Source organism: Nostoc sp. XA010 (assembly GCF_020829625.1).
Taxonomy (GTDB): domain Bacteria; phylum Cyanobacteriota; class Cyanobacteriia; order Cyanobacteriales; family Nostocaceae; genus Nostoc.
Genome location: NZ_JAIVFX010000013.1, coordinates 83,956 through 97,987, shown reverse-complemented (window position 1 = coordinate 97,987; position 14,032 = coordinate 83,956). Strand labels below are relative to the sequence as shown.

The 14,032-nt window shown below is 42.8% G+C and carries 15 protein-coding genes; 3 read left to right on the top strand and 12 right to left on the bottom strand.

Translation table 11 applies throughout. The annotated features are described in order from the left end of the window. Positions 1 to 58 precede the first annotated feature (58 nt). From LC608_RS19810 to LC608_RS19765, 10 genes are all read right to left on the bottom strand, one after another. Entirely contained in the window at positions 59 to 1,450 is a 1,392-nt protein-coding gene (locus LC608_RS19810; protein WP_229555143.1) for a replicative DNA helicase, read from the bottom strand. A gap of 11 nt (positions 1,451 to 1,461) precedes the next feature. Next, complete coding sequence (locus LC608_RS19805) at positions 1,462 to 2,823, bottom strand: hypothetical protein (RefSeq protein WP_229555142.1); 1,362 nt, start codon at positions 2,821 to 2,823, stop codon at positions 1,462 to 1,464. A 109-nt stretch (positions 2,824 to 2,932) separates the two neighbouring features. After that, on the bottom strand, positions 2,933 to 3,532 hold the full coding sequence (locus tag LC608_RS19800; RefSeq protein ID WP_229555141.1) for an alpha-ketoglutarate-dependent dioxygenase AlkB: 600 nt from the start codon (positions 3,530 to 3,532) through the stop codon (positions 2,933 to 2,935). Then, the gene (locus LC608_RS19795) at positions 3,529 to 4,221 is read right to left on the bottom strand and encodes a hypothetical protein (RefSeq protein WP_229555140.1); all 693 of its coding nucleotides are present in this window, start codon (positions 4,219 to 4,221) and stop codon (positions 3,529 to 3,531) included. Before LC608_RS19795 ends, LC608_RS19800 begins: the two co-directional genes overlap by 4 nt. Beyond that, entirely contained in the window at positions 4,218 to 4,421 is a 204-nt protein-coding gene (locus LC608_RS19790) for a hypothetical protein (RefSeq protein ID WP_229555139.1), read from the bottom strand. Before LC608_RS19790 ends, LC608_RS19795 begins: the two co-directional genes overlap by 4 nt. 67 nt (positions 4,422 to 4,488) lie before the next feature. Continuing rightward, entirely contained in the window at positions 4,489 to 5,151 is a 663-nt protein-coding gene (locus LC608_RS19785) for a hypothetical protein (protein WP_229555138.1), read from the bottom strand. Positions 5,152 to 5,296: 145 nt separating this feature from the next. Further along, the gene (locus LC608_RS19780) at positions 5,297 to 6,190 is read right to left on the bottom strand and encodes a hypothetical protein (protein ID WP_229555137.1); all 894 of its coding nucleotides are present in this window, start codon (positions 6,188 to 6,190) and stop codon (positions 5,297 to 5,299) included. Between the two features lie 43 nt (positions 6,191 to 6,233). Continuing rightward, the gene (locus LC608_RS19775; RefSeq protein WP_229555136.1) at positions 6,234 to 6,692 is read right to left on the bottom strand and encodes a DUF1392 domain-containing protein; all 459 of its coding nucleotides are present in this window, start codon (positions 6,690 to 6,692) and stop codon (positions 6,234 to 6,236) included. After that, positions 6,689 to 7,087, bottom strand: a complete 399-nt coding sequence (locus LC608_RS19770; RefSeq protein WP_229555135.1) for a hypothetical protein — start codon at positions 7,085 to 7,087, stop codon at positions 6,689 to 6,691. Before LC608_RS19770 ends, LC608_RS19775 begins: the two co-directional genes overlap by 4 nt. A 97-nt stretch (positions 7,088 to 7,184) precedes the next feature. Further along, complete coding sequence (locus tag LC608_RS19765; protein ID WP_229555134.1) at positions 7,185 to 8,075, bottom strand: hypothetical protein; 891 nt, start codon at positions 8,073 to 8,075, stop codon at positions 7,185 to 7,187. A 204-nt stretch (positions 8,076 to 8,279) separates the two neighbouring features. Between LC608_RS19765 and LC608_RS19760 the strand changes: the two genes are divergently transcribed. The 3 genes from LC608_RS19760 (at position 8,280) to LC608_RS19750 (ending at position 9,975) form a co-directional block, all read left to right on the top strand. Then, a complete protein-coding gene (locus LC608_RS19760; protein WP_190734108.1) occupies positions 8,280 to 8,492 on the top strand; it encodes a helix-turn-helix transcriptional regulator in 213 nt (70 codons plus the stop codon). Positions 8,493 to 8,620: 128 nt separating this feature from the next. Then, a complete protein-coding gene (locus tag LC608_RS19755) occupies positions 8,621 to 8,878 on the top strand; it encodes a helix-turn-helix transcriptional regulator (protein ID WP_229555133.1) in 258 nt (85 codons plus the stop codon). Between the two features lie 146 nt (positions 8,879 to 9,024). After that, complete coding sequence (locus LC608_RS19750; RefSeq protein ID WP_229555132.1) at positions 9,025 to 9,975, top strand: hypothetical protein; 951 nt, start codon at positions 9,025 to 9,027, stop codon at positions 9,973 to 9,975. A gap of 468 nt (positions 9,976 to 10,443) precedes the next feature. Here LC608_RS19750 and LC608_RS19745 read toward each other — a convergent pair whose 3' ends face one another. Next, entirely contained in the window at positions 10,444 to 11,694 is a 1,251-nt protein-coding gene (locus LC608_RS19745) for a PD-(D/E)XK nuclease family protein (RefSeq protein WP_229555131.1), read from the bottom strand. Between the two features lie 154 nt (positions 11,695 to 11,848). Further along, on the bottom strand, positions 11,849 to 13,999 hold the full coding sequence (locus LC608_RS19740; RefSeq protein WP_229555130.1) for a UvrD-helicase domain-containing protein: 2,151 nt from the start codon (positions 13,997 to 13,999) through the stop codon (positions 11,849 to 11,851). Positions 14,000 to 14,032: the final 33 nt, after the last annotated feature.

Genomic DNA, 14,032 nt, shown 5'->3' with positions numbered 1-14,032 from the left:
ATCGCTGGAGTGATAATTGCATAAATACTTACAATGTACAGGCTCCCTCCTGTTGTATTTAATAATTGGATTTAGCTAAATTCTTAAACTGTCCAAATCGTTCATCAAATAAGAGATTAACAGTCGTCTCACTACTAAATCGACTTTTCAAAACTGAAACTTCAAAAATGCCTTTTTGGGTGGTCTGTTTGTCGTAGTAATCTTCCCGATACAAACCCAACATAACAGCAGCTTCCTGTTCAAATCCTCCCGATTCCCGAAAATCTGCTTTAGTTGGACGCTTTTCGGAACGTGAATCAACTTCTCTTTTTAACTGTGCTAAACCCAAGACAGCGCAATTGAATTGTTTAGCGATCGCCCTTAATTGCTTTAAAATTGAGTCTATTTCTTGTACACGATTTTCGCCACGCTCCCGGCGCATTGGTTCAATCAACTGCACATAGTCCACAATTACCAAACTGACTGACCCACAACGAGCTTGTATATCTTGTAAATCACCCTTGATTTGTGAGGTGGTGATTACAGGGTTGTCATTCAACCAAAATGGTAGCGCCATCCCCTCAGCACAGGCTTGAGCTAAAGGATTCCAGTGAGATTCCCGAAGTGCATTGCGTTTAAAAAGTAGGTCAGCAGGAACATGAGGCGCTGCCAGCCTTGAGAGAGTCTTTTTGACCATTTGTGAGGCAGACATCTCTAAAGCGAAATAAGCAGTTGTTAAGCCGCTAGCAGCAGCCCGAATGCCAATATCTAATGCCCAGGTGGACTTGCCGATTCCGCCGCGACCTCCAACAACGGTCAAAGCACCGAAGGGCATCCCGCCAATTACCGAATCCAAATCGTAGAATCCGGTGGGGACATTCACCTCAATCGCATCTTCACCGTTATTGGCCAATTCAATCTCGGCATAAACATCGGGGATGATGTCAGCCATTAATTTCATCTGACAAGGCATAGTTAATTGGCGCAACTCTAAAAGCTTTTGTTGTCCCATTTCGATGACTGAAGTGGCAGTAGTTTCAGTTAAGGGGGCATCCATCGCTTCCCGTGCCATTTGTAAAGCTGTTTGGATCACCGCTCTCAATTGCGCTTTTTCTCGAATTAACTCTGCTAAGGCATCGATGTTAACTGCTGACACGCAAGAGTTAAGCAAAGACGCAAGTTTATTTCTCCCGCCAACATTATGCAACAGTCCATGAGATTCAAGCCAACTGGTAACAAACAATAAATCCGTTGGTTGCTGAGACTGGTGCAATCGCACTGCGGCTTGGTAAATGTTCTTGTGCGAACCAACGTAAAAATCCTCTGGTTGCAAAATCTTAATTACACGAGCGATCGCTTCGGGGTCAAACAAAATGCCACCGAGTACTACTTCTTCAGCTTCTATCGCCTGGGGTGGTAAGTGGTTAGGCATTGAAATTACGTTATCTGAGGCAAAATCTGGTGAAAACATCGCTTTTTCTCCTATGCTATTTTCGTAAATCTCCGCGCTTGTCTGATTTCTGGGAGTACTGCCCTCAACTCATTAGGGGCAGTGTGAGCCGTTTGTATAGCTTTCTGTTGGGCAAGGCGTTGAGTTTCGGCACTCTGAGCTTGCTGGTAACGCTGATTCAAATTCGTCCACCCACCTTTGGTTTTTTCCCAGGTGTTCATGACTGCGATCGCATGATCTATTTCCTGTCGTGCGGAGCGTTTCGATTTAGTGGCTAATTCTTGTGCTAGGAAATCCACGACTACCGGGTTGAAGTTCTGGTACAAGTTATTTAGTTTTCGCTCTCCATTGCGCCAAGGTAAAACCCAGCGATTCCACTTGATTGAGTCTCTAACAAGCAGGGGCACACAATCATCACTCATAGCAGTCGGGTCTGTTAACCAAGCATCAATCAGTTCTTTCACGTTCCGGGCTGTCTTGTAGGGACAGGTTATTTGCGGCTTATTCGATTGTTCGGATTTCTCGAACCACCCGCCCGCAATAGTTGATCCTCTTGAGGGATTATCGCTTTGTTGCGAAGACTCGGAATTTTTTGACAACGAAGTGGGTTGTTGTGGGGTTGATTCTTCTGGGGTTGATTCTTCTAAGCTTGGTTTTTCTGGAATTGGTTCTTCAATTTCAATTTCTTCCGTTGTTAAATCAAGTTCTTCTTTTTCACACACACTTTCATGGGTGGGGGGCGCGGGTGGCGAAGCCAGGGGCGCATTGTGTGTAATCTCTGAAGTAATCTTTGAAGTATTCTTTGTATATATAGATAGATTGTCCGAAAGAGGCATTACAGTATGTCCAAGAAAGGCATTATAGCCTGTACTATCGGGGCATTCTGTACTGGATGATTGGGGCAATATATATTGCTCTATTTGGTCATTACATATTGCACTATTGGTGCTGTCTATATTGTCCGAATTGGGCATTATGCTGGGTTTTTGATTAGCGTCATCCTGAGATTTTTTTGCTCTGCGAGTCCAAGATGAAGTAATTTTCGCAATTGGTAGCTCAAGATTGCTCATAAAAGCTGACCAACGTTGATTTAAAGCATCTTTATCCAACCAAAACTCTAAGCGTCTGGGACATCCAGTATATTTTTCTTGGAGTAATCCTCTGGCTTTAAGAAATTTTCGGGCTGTTTCTTGTTGTTTCCGAGTCAGTCCAGTTTCTTTCTCAATCTCGGCTTGAGTTTTATAAATCCAACCTTCAGGATTTTTTTGTTTACCCAGCCAGTAATACATTTGGCATAAAAACAAATTTGGTAAAACGCCACCAGTGACTTCAGCTAGCTTTGGATAATAAGCAACAGAATTACCAAGGTCTATTAAATAATCGGTTAACTTCATAAGAACCCCCTACTGATGTTTTGGGATGTAATACATTCAAAAATTTTTCAATCTGACTAATAGAATTCGATATTTGGAAGATACAATAATGTTTTACAGACAGAACGAATTACCTTTTACCCCCAACGTGCGGTCGAAAAGTTAGATTAATCCGTGTGCTAACCACCTTATTGGTCTTCGGAACTTGATGCAGATGAGTACTCTGACAGCCTGGAAGCATCACCAGCAGACTCCCATGCTCCAGCCAAAAGTCAGTCGGTTTACCCCCGATGGGCTTGATTTGGAATTTCCTTACTGAACCCAGACTGACAGAGGCGATCGCTGGGTTAAATCCCATCGAAGCTTCACTGTCGTTGTGCCACCCTATCGAATCTTGTCCGCTCCTGTACTGATTGCCGATGACGATGCGGAAGTTATAACCAGCAGTTGCGGTGATTCTGTTGCGTAACTTAGCCAGAGCGTCTGTCCAAGGTAGTGGTTTGAGTAGTACGCTTTTAGAGTAGAGGTAATCACAGCCTTCATCGCCATAAATGCACTCTAGGCGAGGCACAGGCATTGTTTTACCCAGCATACGTATTTGATTCTGTTGCCATTGCAGTTGTTGACAATGTTGGTAGAGTGCGTCAGCTTCAGTAAGAGTGAGAAACTCTGGATAATAGTTGACTGGTAAAACTATGGTAGGTTCATCAAAAAGCGACATCTGTTTCATAATTCTCCTTTGGCGATTGCTCGAACGATTTCAATAGCCCGTTCTTGTGAAATAGCCTGTTCTGGATTTTTGTAAAACCCAATAATTTCTGATTTGGGACGAATAATAATTTGCTGTGTAGTTGCGCGCTTGTCCCACACAAAGCACGAGATGGTAACGTTATCGGTAGCCCAACGAGTACCCCTCTTATCCTTGCGAAAACAGAAGCGCGGCAGAATCAGTACAAGCGACGGCGGGTGCTGCTGTAAGAAATCTGCCCGATCATCACAGGGTTCGAGAAAGCTGGTCAAAAGGAATGCGGCGACACCCACACGGGCTTTACGGTAGGCATTCTTAATAATTGGGGATGCGAACTCCGAATATGGCGGATTGGTGCAGATCCAGTCAGAATCGGGAAACTTAGCCCATGACTCGGATAGTGTTGCATCCAGATGGTAAGCAGTCGATTTATGTGGATCAATATCGTTCGTCCACATCTGCTTGGTGTGTGGCCACGCCTGAAGTAATGATGCGATCGCCCCCATTCCTACGCAAGGCTCACCAATGACACCAGATAACGGAACATGGCGCAGTAGTTCAGTTGTGAACCATGAAGGAGACTCGTAAAAGTTTAATGGATGTCTACCAACAATTTCTCCTGTAGATTTAGGAAAGTACGGTTGTGGTGTCAGCAGTTGTGCAACAGTCATAAGCTCTCTCCCGTTTGTTTGACAACAAGAGCGCTGATTGATTCAAAATCCACTTGAAAAATGTTCATATCAGTCAGCATCTCGCCACTGTTATAGCGGTCTACAATATGCTGCCTAATACCTGATTCTGAAAGCCCATCGGGGATATGGATGTGAGCTTCACTAATAATTTTTTCGGTGACTCTAACAATGACTCTCATGTTGGTTATGCCAAATATAAAAAAGTGTTCAACGTGGCGATTGCTACTTCTTTAATAGCGATCGCTTTTATCTCCAAGGCGTAAAATTATTCCATTGAAACCAGCTTGAGCCAGAATTAGAGTATGCAGTGGTGCGGTGGATTGCTTGTGGATTACCCCAGCAACAGCAAGCATTGATAGCGAACGTGGGCTTATCTTGAAACGTTCCATCTCTTAGAAGAATTTGGTAAACCTCATCCTCAGCCCAAACTTCCACCCATTCCCGGCTCATGTATTCGGTGTAAAACTGACTCCAGCGAGATTCTAGCCAGCGCTCATCAGTTTCGCGGTTGTAACGCCATAGTTTAAACACCGTGTTCCAATGTGCAAGGAAGTCGAGGGCCACCGACTTGGAATTCATCAAAATTTCCTTATCCCCAGGAACGAGTGTTAACTCCTCACACAGCCGGGGAAGAACTAACGCCATGCCGCCGTACTCAACGGTGTACCACTCGATTCCGCTAATGCCTTGGCTTACTTGTTCTGCCCAAATTACTTGTCGTTTATCAGCTGTATCTTGCGCTCTTTTTCGGAACATATCGAAACGCAATACTGCTTCTACTGGGGATAATTCCGCTTTCGCTAGGTGTTGTTGTAGTGCCATGTCACAAGCTCCTTCCCAGCCGATTGCATTGGTTTGGTCGATCTGTTGTGCGAGTGCTGCTGCTCTTGGATCATGAAATCGTGTCATTAACCTATTCTTATCTATTACTTGTTCTTTGCTTAACCAATAAGCTTTAAAACTCTTCGTGTAATCCAAAAATTCCTACAGGTAATGGTTGCGTAGCCAGTAGTAAAAAAGATTCAGGGAACTGATCACTGAAGACTGATGGCTATTAAACTGATACCTTTTCTTTCTTGCTAGCGAAAGCACCTGCCTGCCTTAGCGCTGCACCAGGGCTTGGGTGAGCGAAAAATTCTTCTACAGCTTTAGTCAATCCGGCAGCTACAACTGGATCATGACAAGCGTAGACATAAATGGGCTGCTGCACACCGTTAACCAATCGCGTTTCTTGGCGATCGCCCAAGTTTGGGTAGAATGTTCTCACCCATGTCCCAAGATGTCCTCGGTAGTGAGCGCCACTGATAGGGACTTTTTTTCCAAGTTCGCTCTCTGCAAAGTTCACCACGCCCATCCATTTTTCTTTTGTGCCGGTTAGTGTCTGTCTGTTGTAGTCAGCTATTAGATTGGCGGCGAAGTCTTTGCAATTCTGTTCCATGTATGGGTTGAGTCTGCCACCAGTTAACTCAGCTAAGGTCTTCATAGCCAGGACAAGAGTATGCAATCGCTGTTCAACTGGGGGGAGGGCTGGTGCAGGGGGCTGGACTGGTGGTTGAGTGGCGGGTTTTGTCCACCCCAATAAATCTTGAATCCAGGCACGAACACCAATGCTTTCAAAAGCTTCACAGGCTAATTTTGCTTGTGCGGTACATCTCTTGCCAGCTTCATAACCGTAATAGTGAAGTATGGTTGCTACAGCAACATCGGGAATACCGGACTCAGACCACAATAAAATCTCAGCACCTTCAAAACCCTTGTAGATAAGCCTTTCAGCCAGTTTAGAGCGAGAAATATCAGCAGCAGTTTTGAGGCTTCTGAGCAATCCAGCATCATTAACATTTGCTAATCTGGCTGCTGCCCGAACACTGGCCTTGCCCTGACCATTAGCGTCGATTTGAATCTCTTGTTTTATCTGTTCGATAATTTGAGCGATTTCGATTTGTGACATAACTTTAGTTGGGTGATAATTTTCCGTTGTTGATTAGAGAGAATTAGACATTCACGCGCACCAAACTTTTTTCACCAACGAGTGAGAAACGATTCGATATAGCCCGTGATTGAGTTAAGGTTGGCGACACCAATTCAACAAGGTAAAACCAAGAGTTATTCACAAGCCCAATCCCTAGAATCAGCCGTTGTTTTGTTCCCTTATCGTGAGAACAGAGCATCACTCTTTCGCCCAGAACAAAGGCAGGTTTTTGCACTTTGATAGCTTCTAATTCTCCAATACCGATGATTTGGTTTTGTGTGGCGTGAAGTATTTCATTACGGCAATCAATTGAATAAATCCAGCACTCATGCTTCCATTGCATACCGCAACAGTAGCCGAATGTTCTGGTAGTTCTTAGGTAAACTCTCTCCAGTAAATTCACCTCAACAGGTGGAATTGTTCCACGCCAAGGTGGAGAGAGATACCAGCTTGTTTGAAGTGCGTTAATGTGGTCAATCATGCTCGTCTCCCTAATAGGTAATTAATCGCTTCAACATCAAGAGCGGCAATGCGTTTTTTAATTGATTGTGGTGGGTTGTCAAAAAACTGCTTAAGATGGCATTTCCGAATTTGATAATGTCTGGCAGAGCGTCTTGTAGCTTTGAGCCATCCTCTTTTTACCCATCTTGTAACAGTTGAGAAGTTTAACTGAAGAAATTGAGCAATCTCTTTACAAGAATAGTTATCAAGAGTGGGACGGGCTGAATAACCTAAGCTATTTAACTTCAGATAAATTGCAATTGGTGTGCGTTGATATCCTTGCCTTTTTAGGATTGAAGCTATTTGTTTGATTGTATAGACTTCAGCTTTCGCCTCAATAATTGCGAGTTCTTCATCAGTCCATTTTGTATACATTTGATTACCTCCTTCAATGAAGGGAATGTGTTTTAGGGAAAAGGGGAAAGGAATGAAGAAATTTCCCTTTAACCTTTTCCCAGGCGAAGCCCAAGACTTACGCTGTTACTAACTCCGTTCTCTCCAGCAGTCGTTGCAATCTATCGCCAGTTAGCTGCTCTAACGGTTGCTCTAAAAAATATTCATCAAAAATGGATTTACTATCAGTAGACACATCCACCATCGATAGCGATCGCACTGCATCATATACCGAGTTAGAATACTGCTGCTGTCCTGAATAACCCTGAATCACCCACCAGTTACCATCAGTGCATCCGACTTGCCCCAGTTTCACGCCGTTGTCGTTGTAAATGCCATCATCGAGAATTTCAAACCCATAATTCTGGCACTCGTTGAAGATATGCGCCATGATTTGGTTTTCGGTCGAAGAGGAAACTTGCGGGGCAGAGGCGCAGAGGGGCAGAGGAGAAAGTTGTTGTAGGTTTTTCCCCTCTGCACCCCTGCTCCCCTGCACCTCTGCTTCTTCCTGCACAGGTAATGAGCCATCTTTATAGTGAGTGCAGATGAAGCGATCGCAACGCATTAGAGTGTTGGCACGAAATACTTCTTTCTCGTTGACCATGACTACCCAGCGTTGGGTTAGGTGGTTATCGTCATGGCTGATGCTGGCTACCAGTTTGTCATTAGCGTAATATTCGTGATGGTCAAAAGAGATTTCGACTATTCTGAGGGGTTCAGGAGCTACGGCTTGGGCTTGGTCAGCGATGAAGTGGTCGAGTTCGGTTTGAGCTGCGGCTTGGTTGTCGGGGGCAGCAGGGGCGAGTTTCTGAATCTTGCTTGCCTGATATTCAGCGATCGCAGTAATCCAGGCATCCTTACAGCGTTTGTCGCTTACTTCGGCTGTGCAGGCGATTTCGCTGTAGATTTGCTTGAGTCGGGCAATAGATTTCAGTTGCAGCTGTTGTGCTGTGTAAATAACGTGAGTCATAATTGATAAAGTCTTAATGGACATAGAGAAGCGCTTCAGATTGGTAGTCGGGCGCTTTCTCTATTTTTATTATCTAACCGTTTCGATTAGTTGTCAATCATTTCGGTTAGAATATTGACATATCGGTTAGCAAGAGCTAATCTAGGTTTAGATTCCATCCGTTAAAGGGTAATTTTAAAGATGCAGTGCAGCGCATTATTCCCAATGACGATTAAGTGGAACTTGGCCTATCTCATGCTTGAACGTGATATTAAAACTGGAGAACTGGCAGAAATTACAGGACTTCATCCAAACACAATTTCAAAGCTAAAGGCATACCGTGATATGCCCAAGAGACTGGATAGGGAAACACTTAATCAACTTTGTAAAGCACTCAACTGTAATCCAGGCGATTTATTGAAGTTCGAGCCAGATTAAAATATGCAAAGCCTAGCAATACCTACTTAGACTAGGCAAACACCAGATAACCACATTTGAAAGCTGACTAGATTTGTGCCACTGTCACAGTAAGCATTGGGGCAAACACAAGGAGATGTAAGTTAGATATGGTGATACCAATAGAAGAATCAATGCCGATCAAGTGGCGCTTGGCTGTATTAATGGCTGATAGAGAAATCGACTATAAAAAGCTTGCCCAGATGACAGGGTTGCATCCTGTAACCGTCAGCAAGCACAAAAATATTCGGGTGATGCCAGAGAGACTAGACAGAGACACGCTAGAAAAATACTGCAAAGCTCTTAATTGCCAGCCCGGTGATTTGTTGGCTTATGTGTCAGACAAATCAAAAGACCAAACATCGTAACGTATTGCTTTTGACAGGCATTTACTAACTAATAAGTCGAAAGTATTTTTTCCTCTAAAGTCTGAACCATTTTATGAAAACTCTATTTTTAAAATTGATTTGCAATCGACTTTAAGCAATGCCACTGAACCGAAAGAGGTGGAAAAATGACTAAACCACCCCGTAAGCGCAACAAAGCCACCTCTGCTGCATCCAGTGACAGCACATTACCAGATGACCAAGACCTTGAGCATATCTCTCTTCAGGAAAACCCAGCCTTAGCAACAATTAACGTTACTGCTGTTGAAGTTCCAGAACTAACCGAGCAGGAAATTAGCGATCGCTTGCACCTGGAGAGAAAAGTAGAGAGGGCATTTTTTGAGGCGGGAAAGGCTTTAATGGAGTTACGCGAACGCCGACTGTATCGCTCTACTCATAAAACCTTTGAGGAATATTGCAGAGACAGGTTTAGTTATACTTACCGCCATGTAAATTATCTAATAGCTGGTTGTTTGATAGTTGACAATATAAAAATGGGAACTAATAGTTCCCAAAATGAAAGCCAGGATGAAATGGGAACTAATAGTTCCCAAATTTTGCCCACATCAGAAGTACAAGTTCGCCCTCTGGCAAAGCTAGAACCTCAACAACAGCCAGGAGCATGGCAGCAGGCGGTAGAAAAAGCAGAGGGTAAAGTCCCAAGTGGTAGAATCGTGAAGGATGTGGTGCAGCAGATAATGGAACGCACCAAAGTACCCAATACCTACCAAATCGGGGAGGTGTGCCAAATTTTAGCCAAGGACAACCCGGAACTTAGGGGCAAAGGTGGATGTTGGGGAATAGTCAACCATGTAGGTGAATTCAGCTGCACTGTCAAAACCTGGAATGGGGAGTACACTGTTGGTTTGCAGCACCTGAAGTCTTACGATTACTTGCCTGCGGAGTGTCAGCAGATGCAGGTGATTTGCGATCGCATCAGTCGAGTGTATTCCGATTCACTTGAGGAGACAGTCAAAAGTCTGTTGCAGTTATTGGGGAAGGTAAATCGACCTTATCTTACTGCTGTGGAAGAAAAGCTGTTGAAGCTTCTGGAGTTGGAGTATGGGAGGATACCCTAAACAATTTTGGCAATTTGGCATCCAATGGCTTTGGGTTGCAGTTTCAATAGAGTTAGCAACACAACGGGACAGTGAAGAAGTTGTACGAGGGAAAAGATAAAACTTCCCGCTTCTTGACATCCAGCTATGCCAGTTGTTTAGTTGAGTGCTGTAGAACCCCTCTACATGATTTATATAGCGCTCAACAGAGTTCAGTTCCCACTCTACAACTGGCTAGAAATTAACAAAACTCAATAGAATTTCAGAAGATGTAGATAACTGGCATTTCTCTAAGAGCGATGCCTGCGGCGGGCTACGCTTACGCATCATTAGGTTACGGGAAAATGAGAATTTAGAAGAAGCAGCCCGTGCTGTACTGAAGCATCTGGGGGAACTGAAGCAACCGTATTTGACGGAGGTAGAGGAGAAGCTGTTGGGTGTGATTGAGCGAGAATATGGGATTGATAATGCTGCTGGCAGTCTTAGTGGCTAAAAATGTTGATCCACTATATTAGTGCTTGAGGTCAAGGAAGATAAAGAGATAGAAGGTAAATGACTATTTCTAGCAATAGGATGCAGTCGCTGTGTTAAAGCTTCTAGTTCACCACCAGCAAGCAATAATTCAATTACTTCACGACCCTGTAAAATGAATCTTTCAACTTGCTCTTCAAATGTCATGCTACCTCGCAATACTTCAGTTAAAGATTGCCTTAAATGAAGATGATGCCAAGGATTTGCTTTAATTGCTTCAAAGCGGTGATCACAAAAATCCCATTTACCAGAATTGTTTTTTAATCGTGACCGGAGTTCAGTGTATTCAATAGAATTAAAAAAATCTCCTTCAAAGTGCTTCCACATATCTATATGGAAAGATAAAATTAAACAAAAATTTGGACCTAAATGGGAATTTAAAAGTTGTACACGATGATCCGAACCATCTAAAAGAGTACCAATGAATATGCCTGGAAACCAACTATCTAAAATATCTATTCCCAATCGCCCCCACTGGTATTTTACTGGTACACACGGGATGGACGCTTCTTGATTGAATCCAATTCTTTTTGATACCCAAATCCAGTTTTTTGCTTCAGCAGCAACTAATGTTACTCTTTTTAGGTTAGGTAGCAGTGATTGAGCAGGTAAAAAAGAGACTATACTTTCATAAGAAACTGGTGCTGCTGGCCCGAGATTTTCTTCAGAAAGCATATACATGAAGTCACGAACCAGATGATCATCTGATTGTTTTTCTAACCAATATTTTAAAAAATTATAAATATCGCTCCAAGTGAGAGCTAAATCTGGATTTTGTTCATGCTGACGAGTTAATCCAGTTATCAAAACTAACGAAAATCCTTGTGACCACTTTGAGTTTGATGAGGCATATTCACGATATTTATCTAGTTGCCCTGGACTCAAACTTGACCATATCTTATGTTCAAATATGAAAGCAAATTGTCCAAAATCTGCTAACATATCTATTTGTCCACCGGGAAAAGTATGTTGTGTTTTCCATTCCGGTAATAAATCATGGGTTAAAGTAAGAGACTCTGGTAGTCTAGTAGCTAGATAATTTAAAAAATTATGAGAAACCCCTGCTTTATTTCTTAATAACCAAGCGAACCCTTCAGTAATGAAATTTTCAATCGGGTCAAGTTCTTGGCTTTTGGGATATTTACGTAATGCCCTAAACAAGCTATCTGACAAGTCAAAATCCTCCATTGCTTCAAAAGGGTTTAGCATAACACATAGGCTCAGGCAATGTCCTTACCTGAAGTCTTACGATTATTTACCTGCCAAATGTGAATAGATACAGTCCTTGAGCGATAGTCTGTTTCTCCCACCGTAAGTGATCGCATCACTCGAATGTATTCCGATTCATTGGAGGACTGTCTCTTTATTCCTCATTTGTTGCTGGAAGCAAAGAACTTGGTTGCCCATAATAACTAACCGTAACGCAACATTTAGCGCGGGTAGCAGCGACGTGGATCAAAGAACGCTCTGAATTAATTAGTGAATTATATGCTGCTTTGTCAGAAGCATTAGATAATGCAGACTTTAACGGCAAAATTCCATCATTGATACCCGCTAAAAGCATATAGTCAAATTGCAGACCTTTAACTCTGTGCATTGTTGCGATACGAACACCTCGCTCGGATAAATTATCAGGTTGAGTCCGTTTGATTTCTCGTGCTTTTATACCAAATTTTTCAAGCGCAGAAACATACTGTTTAACTAGAGGATTAGTACGTACTACAATACAAACATTGCATAAAGCAGTACCATTACTTTCTAGTTGCTGAAGGTGGTTACTAATGAAGTTTATTTCATCGTCAAAACTAGAAAATCCCTTGACTATAGGTTTATCTCCATGAAGCAAGGAGCGATAACCTTTAAGGTCATCTTTATCACCGTCTAGGTCATCAACAGTAACTCCATCTAGTACCTTTGTTGCCCACTTCCTAGTTTCGTCTGTTGTACGGTAATTAATTCTCAATTTATGGGAGCGACCACGAATATCAATACCGCAGCGACTAAGAACAACTTTACGACCGTAAATGCGTTGGTGAGGGTCGCCAACTAGAAAAATATCATTGCCATCATCTTTATCTTTAGGTGGAACTATTGCCCTAATTAGTGAGAAAACTGCATCGCTCATATCTTGAGCTTCATCCACGATTACAGCTTTGAAAGGTAAGGTTTCCCCTGGTTTATTTTGTAGTAAACTACAAACATCACGCATTGCATCTTCGCTTTCTTTCCATCCTTTTTGCTGAAGTAAAGAGCGATATTCTTCAAAAACAACCCAAATAGCGGCTCGTTCGGCTCGGTTAAGTCTTGTACCGCGTCCAGTTCGGGTAGCTGTTAGGTATTGCTTGAAGTTTGTAATTTTATTAGCTTGAATTACCTCACGCCATTCGTCTTTATAAAAAGCAAGGGTTAGCGGTGGAGATTCAGGTTTACATTCGTAAGCTTTGTCCCAAAGTTCTGCCACTTGGTCATCGTAAACAATTTTAGCGCTGACTCCTTCACTTTTTAGAAATGATGTTACCCAAGCGTCAATATTTTCAACTCGTATGCGGCGCATGGTTTCAGGAGAGCAGATTTTACGTAAGTTAGCCTCAATATCGACTGCAAGGTTGCGGGTAAAGGTCGTAAATAAAATGCGATCACCTGAATTTGTAAACCGATTTTCTGCCAGCCATTTAGCACGATGCATGGCTACAACTGTCTTTCCAGTTCCTGCACCACCTAATACTCGTACTGGCCCTTTCCAGTCGCGTTCAACCAAACGTCTTTGGCTGGGGTGGAGAAATACGCGCCATTTTTCTAAGGGTGCAGCCAGAATTTCTAATAGTTCTGCTTCGTTTTCAACAACTCGGAAGCGGCGTTTGCTATCGTCTTTTTCTAGAGCTGCATCAATGTTATCTGTGTCGATAGTCTGTTCGCGGTTTTTATCTGGTGCTGCGAGGATTTCTTCGATGGAGTACCCAGCGCCTAACATCAGTACAGCATCAGCAGCTTCTTCGGGTAGCTTAGAGACTAATTGATCGATATCTTCGTCGGTTACAACTGCGCGAATTGCACCCAATAATTCATTGGGAACGCCAAGCCGTAGTAAATATTTGTCTGATATGTTATCAAATCGACCGGGGATTTCTGGTACTTTACGACTCGAAATTTCTGCTTCAATTGCGCTTGCTTCTTCAATGTCTATAATCTGCAATGCACCGGATTCTGGGTTGATTTTACACACTCGGCGTTGCGCCCAATTATAAGCATCATCATGGCTATCAACCCACAGAAGAATATAGGTATTGCCTTTATCAGGTTTGAAAACAATAGCTCTATACGACAAGTCAATGCGAACAGATTTTAATCGAGAATCTCTGCCGCTAATTGACTCATAATTAATACTAGAACTAGTTGGGTCTTTCTTGAACTTCTCCAAAAATACATTTGTTTTACCCTGAATTTGTCGGGGTAGCCTACTAAAAGCGTCAAGGAAATCTGCGGATATTGCTAGTTTTGGTTGATGATTTAACATATAATTACTTCCTTTATACTTTTATATTTAGTT